The sequence below is a fragment of the Thiocystis violascens DSM 198 genome, from assembly GCF_000227745.2.
GTDB lineage: Bacteria > Pseudomonadota > Gammaproteobacteria > Chromatiales > Chromatiaceae > Chromatium > Chromatium violascens.
The window spans coordinates 103365-122712 of record NC_018012.1 but is presented as its reverse complement, the minus strand read 5'-3'; the positions used below and the strand labels follow the sequence as shown (position 1 = coordinate 122712).

Below are 19348 nucleotides of genomic sequence, written 5' to 3'. Positions count from 1 at the left end.
TCATGACGACTCCATCTCTCTTCTGCTTCGGCCTCGGCTACACCGGTGTCCGTCTGGCGCGAACCGCGATCACGCGCGGCTGGCGGGTCGCGGGCACCTGCCGCAGCGCCGAGAAGGCCAGGGCACTCCGCATGCTGGGCATTCGGGCGATTCCTTTCGATGGCGAGCGTGCCAGCCCGGAGGTCAAGGACGCCCTGGCCTGGGCGACGCATCTGCTCGACGCCATCCCGCCCGGAGAGGACGGCGACCCGGTACTGCGGCTGCACGGCAACCACCTGGAGGCACTGGCCGGATCCCTGAAATGGGTCGGCTATCTCTCCACCACCGGCGTCTACGGGGATTGCGGCGACGACTGGATCGACGAGACGCGCACGCCGAGCCCGGCCACCCTGGAAAACCAGCGCCGCCTGGATGCCGAAAGCGCCTGGCTGGATCTCGGGGCGCGGACGGCAACGCCCGCGCACATCTTCCGGCTGCCGGGGATCTACGAACCCGAGGGGCGCAGCGCCATCGACTCGCTCGAATCCGGCCGTGCCCGGCGGATCGTCAAACCTGGGCAGGTCTTCAACCGCATCCATGTCGACGACCTCGTCGCCGTCCTGCTGGCCTCGCTGGAGCGACCGCGGGCTGGGCGGATCTATAACGTGGCCGACGACGAGCCCGCCCCGGCGGACAAGGTACTGAGTTATGCCGCGGCACTCATCGGCGTCGACCCGCCGCCGGAGCCCTTCGCCGAGGCCGAACTCTCGCCCTTCGCGCGGCACTTCTACGCCAAGTGCAAACGCCTCTCCAATGACCGCATCAAGCGCGACCTAGAGATCCAGTTGCGCTACCCGACCTACCGCGAGGGGCTGCGCGCCATCGCGGAGGCGTGCACCGGAACCGGGACACTTCCCGCACCAGTGGAACCGCAGACCTGAGGAGCCAGACACCATGTTCATCGCCATGAACCGCTTCCGCATCAACCACGGCTTCGAGGCCGATTTCGAGCGCCTCTAGCGCGAGCGCGAGTCCTCTCTCTCGGAGCTGGACGGCTTCATCGCCTTTCATCTCATCAAGGGACCGGACGATGGCGAATGCACCCTTTACGCCTCGCACACGACCTGGGCGAACCGCGCGGATTTCGAGGCATGGACCCAGTCCGAGCAATTCCGCAATGCCCATGCGCAGGCCAGGACGCCCAAGGGAACCTACGCCGGTCATCCGGTTTTCGAGGGTTTCGATGTGCTGCTGGAGGAGCGAAACGATGCGTCTTGAGATCCTCGCGACGCGACGCCTGCCCTGGCGCGCGCTTCTGGGCATGCTGACGCTGTCCCTGGCGACAGACGCGGCGCTGGCCGCCGAGCGGCTGGTGTCGGTGGACGGCGCCATCACCGAGATCGTCTACGCCCTGGACCGGGCTCGCGGCTGGTCGGCGTCGATACCACCAGCACCGATCCGCCCGAGTCCAAGTCGCTGGCGAGCGTCGGCTACAAGCGCGCCATCTCGGCAGAGGGACTGCTGAGTCTGGCACCGGATCTGGTGCTGGCGACCGACGAGGCGGGACTGCCGGAGGTGCTGGAGCAGATTCGCGCCGCAGGCGTTACGGTACGCCAGGTTCCGAACGCGGCGACACCGGAAGGGTTGCACGAGACAATCCGCGCGGTCGCGGCGACGCTGGACACCGTCGAGCCGGGCGAGCGTCTGATCGGACGCATCGAGCTGGAGCTGGCCGAACTGGCGCGGCGGATCGGCCAGGTCGAGAAACGGTCGCGCGTCCTCTTTCTCATGGTCGTCGGCGCGGGCATCGACCATTCGGCCGGCCAGAGCACGCCGGTCGACGCACTGATCCAGCTCGCCGGGGGCGAGAACGTGCTGCACGACGCGGTCGAGGGCTACAAGCCACTGAGCCCGGAGGTCTCGCTCGCAGCGGCGCCGGATGTCATTCTGGTCTCCCAGCGCGGTCTGGATGACCTTAAGGGCATCGACGGCGTGCTCGGCCGGGCCGGGCTCGCCGCGACGCCGGCCGGACAGGCGCGGCGGGTGATCGCCCTGGACAGCGGGCTGCTGTTCCATTTCGGACCGCGCCTCGCCGAGGCCGCCACAGAGCTGGCCGAGAAGCTCGGCACCCTGGATCGTCCCAAGGTGGCCGATGTCGGCGAGTGACGCGGCACTCGCACCCATCGCGATCGCCAGTCTGCTACGGCGCGAGCACAGACAGCGTTGGACCTTGCTGGCGCTGCTCCTGCTGATGCTTGCGGTCGCGCTGCTCTCGGTGGCGATCAGCCCGGTCACCATTCCGCCCGGCGAGGTGCTGCGGGTGATCGGCGCGCGTCTCGGCCTGCCGGTCGGGGAGATCGCGCCCCAGCACGCGGCGGTCCTCGAGACCATCCGTCTTCCACGAACCCTGCTCGGGCTACTGGTCGGCGCCGCACTCGCGGTGGCCGGGACGGCCATGCAGGGACTCTTTCGCAATCCGCTCGCCGATCCGGGGCTCATCGGGGTTTCGGCTGGCGCGGCGCTTGCGGCGGTCAGCGTCATCGTGCTGGGCAGCCAGGGACTGGCCTTCCTGACCACCATGCTCGGCCCCTTCACCCTACCGCTCGCGGCCTTCGGCGGCGGACTGATCACCACCCTGATCGTCTACCGCCTCGCCAGTCGCGAGGGTCATACCTCGGTCACGACCCTGCTGCTCGCCGGAATCGCCATCAACGCACTCTGCGGTGCCGGCACCGGGCTGCTGACCTATCTGGCCGACGATCAGCAGTTGCGCAACCTGACCTTCTGAAGCATGGGCAGTCTGGGCGGCGCGACCTGGAACCAGGTCGGCACCGTCGCGCTGCTGATCGCCCTGCCGCTCCTCGCGCTACCGCTGCTCGCACGCACCCTGAACGCCCTGCTGCTCGGCGAGGCCGAGGCGGGTCATTTGGGAATCGCGGTCCAGCGGATGCAGCGGATCATCGTCGCCCTCGCCGCCCTGGCGGTGGGCGCGGCCGTGGCGGTGAGCGGTCTGATCGGCTTCGTCGGGCTGGTGGTGCCGCACCTGCTGCGGCTCGCCATGGGACCGGATCACCGTTTTCTGCTGCCGGGCGCGGCCTTGCTCGGCGGCAGTCTGCTGCTGCTCGCGGATCTGCTGGCGCGCACCCTGGTCAGCCCCGCCGAATTGCCGATCGGCATCCTCACCGCGCTGCTGGGCGGCCCCTTCTTCCTGGCCCTGCTGATGCGTCAGCGGGGGGTGGCGGCATGAGCCTGGACGCGCATGGACTGCGACTGACGCGGGGCGGGCGCGCACTGATCGACGGGGTTAGTCTCACGCTACATCCCGGAGAGGTGCTGGTTGTCCTGGGCGCCAACGGGGCCGGCAAATCGACCCTGCTGCGCTGTCTGAGCGGCGAACTCAAGCCGGACGCCGGCGAGATCCGCCTGAACGGCATTCCGCTCGGACACTGGTCCGCCGCGGACTGCGCCCGGCGGCGCGCCATTCTGCCCCAGCAGAATCCCTTGAGCTTCCCCTTCACCGCGCTGGCTCATCACCTATCAGTTACTCACGGGCATGAAAAGCGGGCAACGGGAGGTCGTTTTGAAGGCACCGCTTCAGACGGCGCAGGCCGCGCGTGAACCACGAGACCAGGCTACGATAGAGTTTCCTGAAGCTCCAATGCGCGGGGTCGTTCTGCGCCTGGACTTTTTTTCGAGTGGTGTCGGATCGTTCAGCCCCTCGTCTCGGCCGGCGCGAACACACCAGTACATGACCAAGGCCATGATGAGCACCAGTCGCTCCAAACGCTCGGCATGCTGGAGTTGCGAATCCTCCAAGTCGAAGCCCCGGCCCTTGACGTCGGAGAACATCGGTTCGATGGCCCAGCGAGCAGCGTCGTCAAGCACGCTTGCCCGTGTCGGGGCGGCGTCCATGGCAATGATCCACGGCTCGGGGTGGCCATCCTCGTGCAGGATCCCGAGGTTCGTGATCACCCCCTGCGCAAACAGGCGCACACCGGTGAAGTAACGTTCCGTCACCCCGTGTGCCAACGCGCCCGTCGTCGTCTCATCGCCCTGCCCGGTATCCGTTAGCACGTTGCTCTTCAGGCGCAGCCGGTAGCTCCAGCCCCGGGCTTGGAGCCACCCGAACAGGCCCGCCGACGGATAGAACCGGTCCGCCGATAGCAGCACGCGCGCCCCGGACGGCAGCCAGGCCAGGAGCGGCTCCAACACCACCTGCTGGCCCGCGAAGCCGAGATTGGCCGCCCCTTCCTCAGCCCGCCACGCCAGCGGTATCGCGCGATCACCCACCCGCAACGCCACCATCAGCAGCGCCATCCGATCACCCAAATCGGTTTGGTCCAGGCTCAACAACACCGTCTGACCATGGCTGGCCGCCTTCGCCAACTCCGCTCGTGCAAAGGGCTCAATCACCATTCCCGGACCCAACCGCGGATTCTTCAGCAAACGCCTCAGCCATTGCTCGCGCATGTCCTGCCGCTCGGTGTCCAAGGGCAGCAGATTGGCCAACTCCACCGTGTTCGGGGTTTGGCCTTCGATCATCGCCCCGACCGCCAACGCCAGCTTGCTCACCACCGTCTTGCGCAGACGCGGGTGCACCTCGCGCAGCCCGCACGCCACTTCATCAGCCAATCGTTTGACGCTTCCCATGATCCTCAATCACCTCAACATCGACTGAGCGGCAGTTTGCCAGAATGTGATAGGTGATGAGCCGCGCTGGAGGTCGCCGCCATGGGGCGCATCCCGCACGGCGGATCCGGACCCGGCGACACCCGAATCGCCGCCGAGGCGTTGCTGGCCACCGAGGCGGATCACCTGGCCGAGCGGCGCTACACCACCCTCTCCGGTGGCGAACGCCAGCGCGTCCATCTGGCGCGTATTTTGGCGCAACTCTGGACGCCGTTGCCAGACGACGAGCCGCGCTACCTGCTGCTCGACGAGCCCACCGCCAGCCTCGACCTGGCCCACCAGCACGCCACGCTCGCCCTCGCGCGCCGCTGGACCGATCGGCACATCGGCGTCCTGGTGGTGCTGCACGATCTCAACCAGGCCGCCCAGTACGGCGACCGCATCGCACTCATGAAGGCAGGGCGTCTGCTCGCCGTGGACCGGCCTCGGGTGCTTCTGGAGCCGGAGAATATCGAGCATGTCTTCGGCCTGCCCGTGCAGGTCATCCCGCATCCGGAGTTGGATTGTCCGCTGGTGATTGCACGGCAGGCGTCCACACAGGGCTTCCGGGCAGGCCGGTGAAGGGAGATCCTTGGAGGTCTGCGTCTCGCACCCCGATCTTTTTAGCGAACGGATATTGAGCTGGAGATCGAGCGACACGGCGACGAACTGCGCATTCGAATCATTTAAAAATCCGGCAGTGCCCTTCTCTATATCCTGAGCCGGTGAACTGAATGAGCAGAAAATAACAAAATAACTCTAAATAACAAAAAGATAAATTTAAAATAGCCCTGTTTTCGAACTCACCCGGCAGGTGCCACGTTGCGACGGCCCATCATCACCGAATCCGAGGCAGATCTCACCTCCTACGCGGGGCTTGGGCTCATTGGCATGGCGCTGCATCATCAGACCAACCGTCGACTTTCTGCGCCGAACCGGCGCTCAGCTCATGCCGCTGGACAACGGCTTGATGCCCTTGGACGGCGCTGTCACCCCGTTCTACAACTCCGACTCGAAGAAGGAAGGGGTTTCGCGGACTTACAAGGGCATGGACGGCTACGCCCCCATGGCGGCCTATCTCGGACAGGAAGGCTAGTGCCTGGAACTGGAACTGCGCGAGGGCAGCCAGCACGGTCAAAAGGGCACCCCGGCGTTCCTCGATCAGATCCTCGAGAAGGCACGCCGTTTGACCCAAGCCCCGCTGCTGGTGCGCCTTGACGGCGGCAACGACGCCCTCGAGAAGATCGCCGTGATCGAGGCCCACCACGAGGCCAACGACGCGAAGGCGCCGGTCCACTACCTCATCAAGTGGAATCCCCGCCAGGAACGCCCCGAGAGCTGGCTAGCCCACGCCGAGTGGAGCACGCCGCGCCCGGGCAAGCGCGTCGCCCTGTTCGACGTGTTCGAGACGCGCACGGACGGCCATCACACGTACCCGCTACGCCGCGCGATGCGCGTCATCGAGCGCACCATCGACAAGCGCGGACAGCATCTGCTGGTCCCGTAGATCGAGATCGAGGGCTGGTGGACGAGCCTGGCGTGGTGCGATGCCGAAACCGTCATCGCCCTGTACGCCGACCACGGCACCTCCGAACAATTCCACAGTGAATTCAAGACTGATCTGGACATCGAGCGTCTGCCCTCGGGCAAGTTTGCGACCAACGCCCTAGTCCTCGCCCGCGCTGTCTTGGCCTACAACATCCTGCGCTGGATCGGGCAGAACGGTCTGCTCGGCGCCGATGCTCCGCCGCGTCATCCCGCCAAGCGCCGGCGTCTGCGCACCGTCATGCAAGAGCTGATGTCTCTGGCCGGACGCCTGATCCGAACCGGCCGGCGTCTGAAGCTCGCCCTGGCCTATGGCTGCCCGGTGGTGTCCATCTTTCAACGCCTCTATGCCCGATTGGCCTGCACATGAGTGGCCTAGACACCCGCTTGCAATGGTCCGCGCCGGGGCGCGGCGGGGTTCTATTGCCTGGCGGTCGCATTCAAAGCCTTTCCAGGCATCGGGACTCGAAAAAGGCGCGTATTGAAGCCTATTCGGCACATCGCTCGCCTGATTCTTACAGATAGAATGATGCACGGCGTGGTTCATGACCCAAAACGGAATGATCTCGTCATTAAATTCACGGATTCAGGCTTTTGACAGGCGGCTTTCATAAATGGCGGTGAGCGCTTCGCAGGCTTCGTATGCTTCTTTCAGTGTTGGTGAATGGATAAATAAGCGATTGAGAAGACGACGCTCATCGGCATTGAGGTCGGAGCGGCGATGACGCAGGATTCAATGCGCGTTCTTGAGCTGATTCAGAGCCGCTTTGGAGAGCGTGCGACGTAGGCGTTTCAATTCGCGTTTGCGCATGCAACGTCGCGTTTACATAAGCACTGATTACGACCACAAAATCACGATGGCCTTTCTTCAATGCAATCTCGTCGATACCAATCGCTCCAGCTCGCGCGGATTGAGTCACAAGAAATCGTGTCAGGCGGGAGCGCGAACCCGAATCAACCCTGCTCTCGAATCAAGGCCAGCATGTCCTCGTAGCTCAAGCGCCCGCCGTCGCCGGCGCCTTCCAGCAGTCCGTCGGCCAGGTCGCGCTTGCTGGCGTGCAGGGCGATGATCTTTTCCTCGATGGTGCCTTTGGTGATGAGCCGGTAGATGGTGACTGGGCGTTCCTGGCCGATGCGGTGAGCGCGATCGGACGCCTGATCCTCGACCGCCGGGTTCCACCAGGGATCCATGTGGATGACATAGTCGGCGGCGGTGAGGTTGAGCCCGGAACCGCCGGCGCGCAGGCTGATGAGGAACAGATCGCCCTCCCCCGCCTGGAACGCGGCGACGGCGGTCTTGCGCTTGGCCTCCGGGGTGGAGCCGTCGAGATATTGATAACGCACGCCCCGCGCGTCCAGATGGGCGCGGATCAGATGCAGATGGTCGACGAATTGGCTGAACACCAGCGCTTTGTGACGGTTTTCGAGCAGTTCGTCGACGATCTCGCCGAAGGCGTCGAGCTTGGCGCTCGGGATGTCGCTGTCGGGCAGCGCCAGCTTGGGATGACAGCAGGCGCGGCGCAGTCGCATGATCTCGGCCAGCAGTTGCATGCGCTTTTGGCCGGGGTTGGCGTCTCCGAGTTTCAGCCGTTCGATGGCCTGTCGGCGCAGTGCTTCGTAAAGCGCCGCTTCCGCCGCGCTGAACTCCAGTTCCAGGGTGATTTCGGTGCGCGGCGGCAGTTCGCTCAGGACATCGGTCTTGAGCCGGCGCAGGATGAAGGGCTTGAGCAGTTGGCGCAGACGCTGGCGCGCGCCGCTGTCCTGACGTTGTTCGATGGGCGCGGCGAAGCGCTGGTTGAAGGAGTCCAGCGAGCCGAGCAGTCCGGGGTTGATGAACCGGAAGAGGTTCCACAACTCGCCCAGATGGTTTTCAATGGGGGTACCGGTGGTGATCATCCGAAAGCCGGCGTTGAGCTTCATGATCGCCTGCGAGCGTTTGGTCTGGGCGTTCTTGAACGCCTGCGCCTCGTCGGCGACGATGGTCGACCAGTTCACGCCGGCGAGCCGCTCGCCCTCGGTCTGGAGCAGTCCGTAGGTGGAGATGATGAGATCGAAGGGGCCGGCTGATTCGAGCATCCGCTCCCGATCGCCCTCGCCGAAGCGTTTGGGTTGCAACGTCGGCGCGAACCGGCGAGCCTCGCTGACCCAGTTGGAGCAGACCGACATGGGGGCCAGGACCAACGTCGGCCCTTCCGGGGCACGCGCGAGGATCATCGCCAGGGCCTGCACGGTCTTGCCCAGTCCCATGTCGTCGGCCAGACAGGCGCCGGCGCCCCAATGGGCCAGACGCGCGAGCCAACGGTAGCCCTCGACCTGATAGTCACGCAATTCAGCTTGCAGCGTGGACGGGATGACAGGCTCCAGTTCGCGCACCTCGGCCAGCCGCGCCAGCAGACCCTTCCAGTGTTTGCTGGACTTGACCGCCATGCCTTCCAGACTTTCCTCGATGGCGGCGGCGGCCAGCGGGTGGAAATGTCCGCGATCGGTCAGGCCCCGCAGATTGTCCAGGCGTCGGCGTAGCGACTCGCTGAGCACCAGATATTCGCGTTCGTCCAGGCGCACGAAACGGCCTTTGGAGTCCGCGACCAGTTCCAGGAGCTTGCGCATCCCGAGCAGGCTGCCATCGTCCAGGGTCAGTCCGCCCTCCAGCCCCAGCCAATCGCGTTCCTTGGCGATACTCACGCTCATCCGCGCGAGCGTGGCTTCCTTGGAAAGACCGATCCGCTTGCCCTCGGGCCATTGCAGCACGACCGCGTCGCCTAGCATGTGCAACTGTTCCAGCGCGGTCAGTGCCGTTTCGGGATCGTCCAGACACCAGTTCCAGTCGCCTCCGTCGGCGAGCGCCGGGCAGGCATCGAGCACGGTTTGCGCGTTCCGGCGCTCGCCGACCAGATCGCGCGCGGTCTGCACCGCGCGCCCGTCCAACTCGCCGAACAGGGTCGACAGGCCCTGACCCGGAAGCAGTCGCGGACCCTTTTCGCCCAAGGGCTGCATCAGGAGTTCCAGATTCAGACCGGCCTCGGCCGGATTCAGATGCAGATAAGGACGCGGATCGGCGGGGACGGTTTCGGCGATCTGTTCGGTTCCGCCGATTGCCGAATGCACGGTCAGCAGCGGGGCGATGGCGGCGATACCTTCGAGCAGCCGCTCCTTGCCGTCCGGTGGAACCTTGAGCCCCTCGGCCCCCAGGATGGACGCGATCCGGCGATGCGTGGCGTCGAACTGTATCAGCCGGATGCGCGCGGCGGATTCGCTGACCAGCAGCAGATTCGAGCCTTCCGGGGGCACCGGATTGATGCGCACCAGGATGACGCCCTCGCCCTTGACCACTTCGAGCGCCGGGCCGCCGCGCACCAGTTCGAGCGGGGTCTCCATGGCGCCGGCGCGAAACACCAGCGGATGCCCGACAGCGGCTAGCAGGGCGGCGTCCGAGTCCAGGCTGAAATGGGTGCGGCCATAGCCGCCGTACCAGCCGGTTTCGGTCTCGCGCTGGATGCAGCCGCAGATCCGTCGATCCTGCGGGGTCAGATAGTCGTAATCATTGGGCGACTCTGCCAGCTTCTGCAACGCGACCGGGCGGCCCTGCGACCAGCCGCCGGCCTTTTTCCGCTTCTGTTCGCGCGGCTCCAGGGTACCCTGACCGCCATAGAGCGCGAGCTGCCAGCACATCCGGCGATCCGCTCCGGCCTCGCCGCCCGGCGCGGTCTTGCCCTCGCCGCCCGTGGCTCCGACCCCCTTGAGTGCCTCCAGGGCGATCTCCCAGGCCGATTTCGGGGTGAGCAGTCCGGCGAGCCTGACCAGTGACTCCGGTGGCGTTGGCAGCGCGGCAATCTGGAGTGGCCGGCCGTGCAATCGCAACAACTCGATGCCTTCCCAGGCATACCAGTGGATCCCCGCCGCGACGGCATCCTCGCAGTAGGTCGCAAGTGCCTTGAGCAACTCCAGACCGGGACGTTCGCCCAGCCAATGACGCATGAGACACAGAAAGAGGAGATCGAAAGGGCGTTTGACCACCGCGCCCTCGCGCAGCCAGCTTGCCTCCTGCGGGCGCTGGCGTCCGGCGAGCACGCTGGCCAGTTGGCTGAGCATCTGGAAAACCGGCGCGCTCGGATCGGCGACTGGCAACCGCAGCACCAGACCGGCTTGCGCCTGGACCCGCTCCAGATCCGCCGGCGAGCCCCGACGCAGCAGCGCGAGCAGGTGCATGATGCCGGGCAGCCCCGGCACGGCGAGATTGCGCTTGCGGGTCTGACGCCGCAGGGTCGCGAGGTGCAGATCGAAGACCTCCAGCGATTCTTCGTGACGCCCGCGCGCCAGATGCAGCCAGCCGATCAGGGGCAGGGTTTCGGGCGTGATCCGGTTGCCCAGGATGGCCGCGGCCTGGTCGAAATAGCCCCTGAACAGATGTTGCTCGGCAAGCGCGCAGGCCGCTTCGGGATACTCGGTCGCCAACGGCGTCAGACCACGCTCCATGAACGCCTGAATCTCCGGTCGCGGAGTCAGCGTCAGGCTCGCCTCGCGCATCCCCGGCGCGAGCGCCAGGATGCGCAGCCGAGGGCTGAGCATCTCGAACCAGTCCGGATCGGGCGAGGCGGTACAGATACGCGTCAGCGACTCGACCTCCCGGTAGCTCACGGGCAGCTCCGGGCTGCGCTTATCCAATCCGAGCAGAGTCAGGACATCCGCTTCCCGACCGGCGTAGAGCGCGTTGCGCAGTCGCCGCGTCTGCCGGCGCTCGCTCACCGTCTCCCACTGATAGCGCGACTTGGCGCTCATGACCGTCTCGGCGGCGGCAACGATGCGATCAAAGGTGCCTTCGCGAACCGTTTCGCGGGTGAGCATCTCGGCCAGATCGGGGGCGCAGAAAAAATTATTCCCCTGCTTGACCAGGATCCGCTGAACGAGCAGACGGGTACGTCGCGCGGTCGAAAAGAGTGTGGAGAGTGGCTGGCCCTTCTGATCGCGCCAGCCAAGCTGGTTCAGGATTGTCTGCAAGCTGGTCTGGTTGACCGCTTCATGGACAACGGAAACCACCTGGAGAATGCGGCGCTCGTCGGCGGGGAGTTCCTGCGCGGCTTCGATCACAGTGGCCATAAAAACCTTAAATAGTGGGAGTCTTTGGATTGAGGGCAGCAACTTAGGCGATTGTTGGGAAAGCCCCTAACCGTAGGAACCCGCTTGCGGGCGACTTGACCCGCTAAGATGCCTTCCATGCGCCCAGCCGTCGCCCGCAAGCGGGCTCCTACGGGGTTTGACGCCGGGTCAAGTCATTTCCGGAATTCGCCTAAATTCAACCGCGCCGCTGACGGATGAAATGTTCCAGCAGCGCGCGCGTGGACGGATCATGATCCGCCGTCACCTTGCCGGACTGGATCTCGTCGAGGATGACGCTGGCCAACTGTTTGCCAAGTTCCACGCCCCATTGGTCGAACGAATTGACGCCCCAGATCACGCCCTGGGTGAAGATGCGGTGTTCGTACAGGGCGATCAGCGCGCCCAGGGTACGCGGGGTCAGACGCTCCATCAGGATGCTATTGGTCGGCCGATTGCCGGGGAAGGTACGGTGATGGGCGAGCCATTGCGCCTGCTCCTCGGGGAGGCCCGCGGCCCGCTGCTCCGCCAGCGCCTCCTCGAAGGTGCGACCGCGCATCAGCGCCTCGGTCTGGGCGAAGAAGTTAGCCATGAACTTGGGATGATGATCGCCGAGTTCGTTGTGGCTGCGAATGGCGCCGATGAAATCCGCCGGAATCGTCTGGGTGCCCTGGTGGATGAGCTGATAGAAGGCGTGCTGACCGTCGGTGCCCGCCTCGCCCCAGACCACCGGGCCGGTGCTGTAATCGACCGCCACGCCCTCGCGGGTGACGCCCTTGCCGTTGCTCTCCATGTCGCCCTGCTGCAGATAGGCCGGCAGGTAACGGAGCGACTGATCGTAGGGCAGCACCGCGTGGGTGCGGGCACCGGCGAAGTTGGCGTACCAGACTCCGATCAATCCTAGCAGCGCCGGCATGTTCTCGGACAGATCCGCGGTGCGGAAATGCTCGTCCATCGCATGCGCGCCTTCGAGCAACTCGACGAAGCGATCGAAACCGACCGCCAGCGCGATCGGCAGGCCGATCGCCGACCACAGCGAATAGCGCCCGCCGACCCAGTCCCAGAAGCCGAACATGTTGGCGGTATCGATACCGAAGGCGGCGACCTTTTCGGCGCTGGTGGAGACAGCCACGAAATGATGGGCCACCGCCGCGGGATCGCCGAGCGCCGCGAGCAGCCAGTCGCGCGCGCTGGTGGCGTTGGTCATGGTTTCCTGGGTGGTGAAGGTCTTGGAGGCGACGATGAACAGCGTGGTCTCCGGGTCCAGTCGCTGCACGGTCTCGACCAGATGGGTGCCGTCGACATTGGAGACGAAATGCACCCGCAGATCGTCGCGCTGATAAGGCGCCAGCGCGGCGCAAACCATCTTGGGACCAAGATTGGAACCGCCAATGCCGATATTGACCACGTCGGCGATGCGCCGCCCGGTATGTCCGCGCCAGTCGCCGGAACGGACGCGGTCGACGAATTGCTCCATACGTCCGAGCACGCCATTGACCAGCGGCATCACGTCTTCGCCATTGACCTGGATCGGCCGATTGGAGCGATTGCGCAACGCGATATGCAACACCGCACGCCCTTCGGTGTTATTGATCGGCTCGCCGTCGAACATGCGCCGGGTCCAGCCCTTCAGATCCACCGCCTCGGCCAGCGCCAGCAACAGGGACAGGGTCTCCTGGGTGACGAGATTTTTCGAGTAATCGAGCTGGAGCCCGGCCGCCGACAGGCGCATGGACTCGGCGCGCTTGGGCTCGGCGGCAAACAGATCCTGGATCCGCGCGGCTTGCAGCGCGTCCCAATGTTGCTGAAGGGCCTGCCACTGAGGGGTCTGATTCACGAGCGACATGATGATAAATTTCCTCGCGCAAAATAAGGGGTCAAGCGTTCGTCTCCCATAAGGACTGGGTCGCAATCTCCCGAACCCGGAATAGGGGTTTACCCAATCTCTCTCCGGAAATGAAGACATCGGCTTGCGCGGCAATCGCCACGGCGAGATGAATCGCGTCCATTGCGGCAAGCCCATAATCCTGGGCGAGGAGTTTAGCCGAATCGACCAGTGAGATTGACCAAAGATGGTGCTCGGCGCGGACTGGTAATTCATCCGGTAGATGCACCAGATGATCCGCGCTCACCCGTCAAGCCCATTACGCCACTCTTGATCGTCCCGGTCGAACAGCCGGTTGGCCTCGGCCGGCCCCCAGGAACCGGCCGGATAGGTTTGGATGAAATCGCGCTCGGTGGCCCAGAGTTTGAGCACCGGATCGACCACCCGCCAGGCCCAGTTCACCTCGTCATAACGCAGAAAATGGGTGTGATCGCCCTCGATCACGTCCAGGATCAACGCCTCGTAGGCGTCGATGTGCTCGGGCGGCAGGGTACAACTGCTGGCGTCCAGACGCTCGGTCTGGGCGAGCATTTCGAGCCCCGGCTGTTTGACCTGGATCTCCAGACGCATGCATTCGTTGGGCTGGATGTTGAGCAGGATCCAGTTGGGTTTGAGCCGTTCGATGGCAGTGGACTGGAATAACTGCTGCGGCGGGTGCTTGAAACGAATGGCGATCAACGAATTGGTCTGCCCGAGCCGCTTGCCGGTGCGCAGATAGAAGGGCACGTTGCGCCAGCGCCAGTTGTCGATATAGAGCTTGAGCGCGGCATAGGTCTCGGTGGTGCTGTTCTGCGCCACGCCGGGTTCCTCGCGATAGCCGGCCAGTTTGCTGCCGCCGGCCTGACCCGGCGCGTACTGGGCGCGGAACGCCTGCGCGTGAACCGCCTCGCGCGGAATCGGGCGGATGGAGCGCAGCACCTTGACCTTTTCGTCGCGCAGCGCCTCGGCGTCCAGGTTCGGCGGCGGCTCCATCGCGACCAGTGTCAGCATCTGCAGCAGATGACTCTGGATCATGTCGCGCAGGGCGCCGACCCCATCATAAAAGCCGGCGCGCTCCTCGATCCCCTGCGACTCGGCGTGCGAGATCTGCACGTGATCGATGTAATTGCGATTCCAGAGCGGCTCCAGAAGCAGATTCGCGAAGCGGAAAACGAGTATATTCTGCACCGTGCTTTTGCCGAGATAGTGATCGATGCGATAGATCCGATCCTCGGTAAAATGGCGACGCAACCCGAGATCCAGAATGCTGGCGCTCTCCAGATCGAACCCGAACGGCTTTTCCACCACCAGCCGGGACCAGCCCCGTTCCTGGGCGTGAAGACCGTTGGCGGCGAGTTGTTCGACAATCGGCGCATAATATTTGGGCGCCACCGCCAGGTAGGACATCAGGTTTCCGGAAAATCCCTCGGCGCCCTGTAGCCGCTCGGCGAGTCGTCGGTAACCGTCGGGCTGTTCCAGATCGCCTTCGACGAAATGCGCGCGCGCCAGCAAACGGGAAATGGCGCTCGCGTCCTGTTTTTTTGCGCCGTATTCGGCAAGTATCGTTTGGATATGCCCGCGCCAGTCGTCGTCGGACCAGTCGCGCCGGCCAAAACCGAGGATCCGGCTGGCGGGGTGCATCCGTTCCGCCGCCTCGATGTGATAGAGGGCCGGGAGCAGTTTGTGACTCGCCAGATTGCCGGTGGCGCCGAAGATGAGAATGGTGCAGGGATCCAACATGGGCCTGTTGCCTCGCTCTAGGGGAAATGTGCTAACGTGAAGTCTGTCATCAAGTTGCCAAGCCGTGCGCGGGCGCATCACGAGCACACCCGCCAGGATTCAGAGACCTCCCATGGAGCAGCCAGTTAAATCCTCTTCCTCCCCCGCGTCCAATCAAGATTGCTTGAGCGTCCTGATGGCCAGCAGCGAGGCGCATCCGCTGATCAAGACCGGCGGGCTCGCCGATGTCGCGGCCAGTCTGCCGGCGGCCTTGCGGCAGCTCGGGCATGACGCGCGGCTCATCATGCCCGCCTACCCGCGCGCCGTCAGACAGTTGCGCGACCCGAAGCCGCGGTGCGAACTCAAGGTTCCCGGATATCCCGCCGGGATCCGTCTGCTGGAGGGCCTGCACCCAGACCATGACCTCCCGGTTTATCTGGTCGACGCGCCGGACTATTTCTGCCGGGAAGGCAATCCCTATACCGATCTCAGCGGTCGCGACTGGGGCGATAACGCCGAACGCTTCCTGCTGTTCTGCCGCGTCGTCGCGCTGATCGCCCAGGGTTTGCCGGCGCTCGGCTGGCGGCCCGACGTGCTGCACGGCAACGACTGGCAGACCGGCCTGGCCCCGGCCCTCCTGAAGGATCTTCCCGAGCGCCCGGCCACGGTCTTCACCATCCATAATCTGGCCTACCAGGGCCTGTTCGACCGCGCCACCTATGAGCGCATCGGGCTGCCGCCCGCGCTCTGGAGCCTCTCGGGGTTGGAGTTTCATCAACGCCTGTCCTTCATCAAGGGCGGCATCGTCTTCTCCGACCGGGTCAATACCGTCAGCCCGACCTATGCGGCGGAAGTCCGTACCCCGCGCTTCGGCTGCGGGCTCGATGGACTGTTGCGTCAGATCGGCAGCCGCTTCAGCGGCATCCTCAACGGGATCGACTATCAGGCCTGGGATCCGGCGACGGATCCGCTGATCCCGCATCATTATGATCGGGACAGCTTCGGCCTGAAGGCGGAGAACAAACTCGATCTCCAGCGCGAGTTCGGTCTGCCGCGCAACGAGGACGCCTTCGTCCTCGGCTATATCGGGCGACTGGTCGAGCAGAAGGGCGTGGATCTGATCCTGGCGATCCTACCGGAACTGCTGCGCGACCCCCGCGTCCAGTTCATGGTGGTGGCCGCCGGCGAACGTCGGACCGAGCAGGCGCTGCTGGACATCGCCGCCCGGCACCCGCGCCAGGTCGGCGTCTTCATTGGCTATGACGAGGCGCGCGCGCACCGCATCGAGGCCGGTTGCGATGTCTTTCTCATGCCCTCGCGTTTCGAGCCCTGCGGACTCAACCAGATCTACAGTCTGCGCTACGGCACGCCGCCCATCGTCCATCGCACGGGCGGACTCGCGGACACGGTCGTGCACAGCACGCCCGAAACGCTCGCGAACGGAACCGCCACCGGTTTTCTGTTCGACGAACCGCAATCACCAGCACTGCTGAACGCGATCCATCAATCCTTGCGCCTCTATCGGGACGACCCGAACGGCTGGCAACGACTGGCAACCACGGGGATGTCGCAGGATCTGAGCTGGGAGGCCAGCGGGCTGCAATATCTCCAACTCTACGCCGACGCCATCGCGGAGCGTCAAACCCGGCTCGACGCGGCGCTGGGTTGATGCGCCGCGCCGTCGAGACTCGCTAGAATGGGAACTCCCTAATAAGCGACCCCACGAGCAAATGCCCATGAAAATTCTGATCGTGTTTAACCGCGAGCCCTACGACAACACCGATGTCACCTGGAACGGACTGCGCCTCGCCAACAGCCTGGCCGAGAACGGACAGGAGGTTCGTCTATTTCTCATGAACGATTCGGTGGATCTGGCGCGTGAGGTCTGCCGTCCGCCCGAAGGTTACGATCAGGATCTCTCGCAGATGCTCAAGGCGCTGATCGCGCGTGGCGTCGCGGTCAAGGTTTGTGGCACCTGCATGGCGCGCTGCGGCATTTACAAAAATCATCCCTATTTCGAGGGTGCCGAGCAGTCGACCATGCAAGCGTTGGCGCAGTGGATCGTGGACAGCGACAGGATTCTAACGTTCTGACATCTTGACGTTTAGCGTGCCGGCACACGGCACATGCCGCACCGCATGCCTGGTTGATCCCAAGAGATTCAGGCCGCTTGGGCAGGAATCGCATCGCCGGTGCGAATCACCCGATTGTGCTCGTTGAGATAGACCAGATCCGGTTTGAAGACCTCGGCCTCCGCCTCGGTCATGCCGGCATAGGCGCAGATGATGACCCGATCGCCGGGCGCGGCCTTATGAGCCGCGGCGCCATTCACCGAGATGACCCGCGAACCGGCCTCGGCGCGGATCGCATAGGTTGTGAAGCGCTCGCCATTGGTGACGTTATAGATCTGAATCTGCTCGTATTCGCGGATACCCGATAGCTTAAGGAGATCCTCGTCGATGGCGCAGGAACCCTCGTAATCCACTTCGGCATGCGTCACGCAGGCGCGATGCAACTTGCACTTCAGCAAGGTTAAATGCATGTATTCATTCCTCTCAAAGGCCGCTCGGGCCGGGTCTTCATGACTCGATGAAGACGCTTTCATTAGCAGATAGCCAGTAGTTTACCGCAGCATTTGCTGCAATGCAGCATCACGCTGCGGCGATCCGCGTCACTCTCAGATTATCGATCAACCGCGCCCGACCGAGATAGGCCGCTCCCAGGACCACGACATTCGCATCGTCCCCAGTCACCGGATCAAGATCGTCCGCCCGGCGAACCGTCACATAATCGGGCGTCAGACCCGACTCCCGCAGCGCCGCGACCGCCGTTCGTTCGACCTCATCGACGGCGATCCCCTGACGCAACAACTGTCCCGCTTGCGTCAGCGACCGATACAGCGCGGGCGCAAGCGCGCGTTCATCCGGAGACAGATAGCCATTGCGCGAGCTCATCGCCAGTCCGTCCGGCTCGCGCACCGTCGGCACCCCGACGATCTCGACCGGCAGATTTAGATCCTCGACCATGCGCCGGATCACCAGCAGTTGTTGGAAATCCTTCTCGCCGAACAGCGCGACATCCGGCTGTACCATGTTGAAGAGTTTACAGACGACCGTCGCGACCCCGACGAAGTGTCCGGGCCGGGTGGCCCCGCAGAGGATGTCCGAGAGTCCGGGCACCTCGACCCGCGTTTGACCGGACTGACCGCGCGGATAGACAACGCTGGCCGTGGGCGTGAAAAGCAGATCGCAGCCGGTCCCGTCAAGCAACCGCCGGTCCTCTTCCAATGTGCGCGGATAGGCGTCCAGATCCTCGCCGGCGCCGAACTGAAGCGGATTGACGAAGATGCTGACGACCACTCGCTCGGCCCGACTCCGCGCCTCCCGCGCCAGCGTCAGGTGACCTTGATGCAGGTTGCCCATGGTCGGGACAAACGCCACCCGTTCGCCAGCGGCGCGCCAGCCGGCGACCCGGGCGCGCAGATTCTCAAGTGGCTCGATGCGATCCATTCTCGTATCCCAGTCTTCAATACGGCGTTTCGACGGCCGCCGGGAAACTGCCGTCGCGGACCGACTCCACATAGGCGGCGATCGACTCGGCGATCGAGCCGCGCCCATGCATGAAATCGCGGCTGAAACTCGGCGGACGGCCGGGATGCAGACCGAGCATGTCATGCAGTACCAGCACCTGACCGTCGCACCCCGCGCCGGCACCGATGCCGATGACGGGAATCGTCAGGGTCACGCCGATCTCGGCGGCCAACGCCGCCGGGACGCACTCCAGCACCAGCAGACTGGCGCCCGCGTCCTGCATCGCCAGGGCATCGTGCCGGATCGCCTCGGAGGAGGCATGATCGCGTCCCTGGAAGCGGTAACCGCCGATCCGATGCACCGACTGCGGCAGCAGCCCAAGATGCGCGCACACCGGCACGCCCTGCTCGGTGAGCCGCCGGACAATCTCCAGCATCGGCGCGCCGCCTTCGAGCTTGACCACATGAGCCCCGCCCTCCTGCATCAGACGCGCCGCATTGTCGAGCGCGCGCTCCGGCGTGGCGCAGGACAGGAACGGCAGATCGGCCACCACCAACGCCCGCTCGCGTCCACGAGAAACGCAGGCGGTATGGTAGGCCATCTGCTCGACCGTCACCGGTACCGTGGTGGCATGGCCCTGCAGAACCATCCCGAGCGAATCGCCCACCAGCAGCAGATCCACACCCGCCGCGTCGAGCAGGCGCGCGAAGCAGGCGTCATAACAGGTCAACGCAACAATCCGCTCGCCCCGCGACTTCATGGCGGCCAGAGCGGTGACGGAGATCGGCGTAGAGGACATTGGCGGCTCCGAAGGCATCATGAAGGGTGAAAAGAATACTGACAGCGGCCCGGCGGTACCAGTTTTTCGGCATTGTTCTCCCATCGCATGCGACGGGATCGGTTAAGTATGACTCGGCATCACGGCCCTGACACAAATCAATCAGGCGACTGA

Annotated in this window: 17 protein-coding genes and 3 pseudogenes; 12 read left to right on the top strand and 8 right to left on the bottom strand. The window is 64.6% G+C overall.

All coding sequences use genetic code 11. The features are described from left to right. Window positions 1-2 precede the first annotated feature (2 nt). The 6 genes and pseudogenes from THIVI_RS00565 to THIVI_RS00550 form a co-directional block, all read left to right on the top strand. Window positions 3-920: an SDR family oxidoreductase gene (locus tag THIVI_RS00565; RefSeq protein WP_014776702.1), complete on the top strand. Its 918-nt coding sequence runs from the start codon at window positions 3-5 to the stop codon at window positions 918-920. A gap of 97 nt (window positions 921-1017) precedes the next feature. Next, window positions 1018-1257, top strand: a pseudogene (locus THIVI_RS25445) (antibiotic biosynthesis monooxygenase family protein); the annotation flags it as partial. Then, a complete protein-coding gene (locus tag THIVI_RS25440) occupies window positions 1247-1504 on the top strand; it encodes a hypothetical protein (protein WP_052314925.1) in 258 nt (85 codons plus the stop codon). The pseudogene THIVI_RS25445 and the gene THIVI_RS25440, both read left to right, overlap by 11 nt. Then, entirely contained in the window at window positions 1408-2145 is a 738-nt protein-coding gene (locus tag THIVI_RS00560) for a heme/hemin ABC transporter substrate-binding protein (protein ID WP_342610618.1), read from the top strand. The genes THIVI_RS25440 and THIVI_RS00560 overlap by 97 nt, the downstream gene beginning before the upstream one ends. Then, window positions 2132-3226: pseudogene (locus THIVI_RS00555) on the top strand (FecCD family ABC transporter permease). Before THIVI_RS00560 ends, THIVI_RS00555 begins: the two are co-directional and overlap by 14 nt. A 35-nt stretch (window positions 3227-3261) precedes the next feature. Next, window positions 3262-3597, top strand: a pseudogene (locus tag THIVI_RS00550) (ATP-binding cassette domain-containing protein); the annotation flags it as partial. Here the strand turns inward: THIVI_RS00550 and THIVI_RS00545 are convergent. Continuing rightward, entirely contained in the window at window positions 3574-4629 is a 1056-nt protein-coding gene (locus THIVI_RS00545; protein WP_014776701.1) for a transposase, read from the bottom strand. The pseudogene THIVI_RS00550 and the gene THIVI_RS00545 overlap by 24 nt on opposite strands. A gap of 81 nt (window positions 4630-4710) precedes the next feature. On the opposite strand from THIVI_RS00545, the gene THIVI_RS00540 reads away from it, so the two are divergent. The 4 genes from THIVI_RS00540 (at window position 4711) to THIVI_RS23190 (ending at window position 6562) form a co-directional block, all read left to right on the top strand. Then, on the top strand, window positions 4711-5229 hold the full coding sequence (locus THIVI_RS00540; RefSeq protein WP_245537337.1) for an ATP-binding cassette domain-containing protein: 519 nt from the start codon (window positions 4711-4713) through the stop codon (window positions 5227-5229). 388 nt (window positions 5230-5617) lie between these two features. Next, window positions 5618-5743 (top strand): hypothetical protein, encoded by a 126-nt coding sequence (locus tag THIVI_RS25960; protein ID WP_281054906.1) that lies wholly within the window; start codon window positions 5618-5620, stop codon window positions 5741-5743. Window positions 5744-5833: 90 nt separating this feature from the next. Further along, window positions 5834-6154 carry a hypothetical protein gene (locus THIVI_RS22410; RefSeq protein WP_052314921.1) on the top strand — a complete coding sequence of 107 codons (321 nt, stop codon included), beginning with the start codon at window positions 5834-5836 and terminating at the stop codon, window positions 6152-6154. Continuing rightward, complete coding sequence (locus THIVI_RS23190) at window positions 6155-6562, top strand: transposase (RefSeq protein WP_083845640.1); 408 nt, start codon at window positions 6155-6157, stop codon at window positions 6560-6562. A 584-nt stretch (window positions 6563-7146) separates the two neighbouring features. On the opposite strand, the gene THIVI_RS00530 is transcribed toward THIVI_RS23190, so the two are convergent. From THIVI_RS00530 to zwf, 4 genes are all read right to left on the bottom strand, one after another. Continuing rightward, window positions 7147-11286, bottom strand: a complete 4140-nt coding sequence (locus THIVI_RS00530) for a DEAD/DEAH box helicase (protein WP_014776700.1) — start codon at window positions 11284-11286, stop codon at window positions 7147-7149. A gap of 196 nt (window positions 11287-11482) precedes the next feature. Further along, on the bottom strand, window positions 11483-13129 hold the full coding sequence (gene pgi / locus THIVI_RS00525) for a glucose-6-phosphate isomerase (RefSeq protein ID WP_014776699.1): 1647 nt from the start codon (window positions 13127-13129) through the stop codon (window positions 11483-11485). A gap of 31 nt (window positions 13130-13160) precedes the next feature. Further along, the gene (locus tag THIVI_RS00520; RefSeq protein ID WP_157174326.1) at window positions 13161-13397 is read right to left on the bottom strand and encodes a PIN domain-containing protein; all 237 of its coding nucleotides are present in this window, start codon (window positions 13395-13397) and stop codon (window positions 13161-13163) included. 14 nt (window positions 13398-13411) lie between these two features. After that, window positions 13412-14887 carry a glucose-6-phosphate dehydrogenase gene (gene zwf, locus THIVI_RS00515; protein ID WP_014776697.1) on the bottom strand — a complete coding sequence of 492 codons (1476 nt, stop codon included), beginning with the start codon at window positions 14885-14887 and terminating at the stop codon, window positions 13412-13414. A gap of 175 nt (window positions 14888-15062) precedes the next feature. Here zwf and glgA point away from each other — a divergent pair, with 175 nt between their 5' ends. Both glgA and THIVI_RS00505 read left to right on the top strand, forming a co-directional pair. Next, entirely contained in the window at window positions 15063-16535 is a 1473-nt protein-coding gene (gene glgA, locus THIVI_RS00510) for a glycogen synthase GlgA (protein WP_014776696.1), read from the top strand. Between the two features lie 67 nt (window positions 16536-16602). After that, window positions 16603-16959 carry a DsrE/DsrF/TusD sulfur relay family protein gene (locus THIVI_RS00505; RefSeq protein WP_014776695.1) on the top strand — a complete coding sequence of 119 codons (357 nt, stop codon included), beginning with the start codon at window positions 16603-16605 and terminating at the stop codon, window positions 16957-16959. A 68-nt stretch (window positions 16960-17027) separates the two neighbouring features. On the opposite strand, the gene panD is transcribed toward THIVI_RS00505, so the two are convergent. The 3 genes from panD to panB all read right to left on the bottom strand — a co-directional run bounded on the left by panD (window position 17028) and on the right by panB (window position 19195). Continuing rightward, window positions 17028-17408 (bottom strand): aspartate 1-decarboxylase, encoded by a 381-nt coding sequence (panD, locus tag THIVI_RS00500; RefSeq protein ID WP_014776694.1) that lies wholly within the window; start codon window positions 17406-17408, stop codon window positions 17028-17030. A 109-nt stretch (window positions 17409-17517) separates the two neighbouring features. After that, a complete protein-coding gene (gene panC, locus THIVI_RS00495) occupies window positions 17518-18375 on the bottom strand; it encodes a pantoate--beta-alanine ligase (protein ID WP_014776693.1) in 858 nt (285 codons plus the stop codon). Window positions 18376-18391: 16 nt separating this feature from the next. Beyond that, window positions 18392-19195, bottom strand: coding sequence for a 3-methyl-2-oxobutanoate hydroxymethyltransferase (panB, locus tag THIVI_RS00490; protein ID WP_014776692.1), 804 nt, complete (start codon window positions 19193-19195; stop codon window positions 18392-18394). Between the last annotated feature and the right edge of the window lie 153 nt (window positions 19196-19348).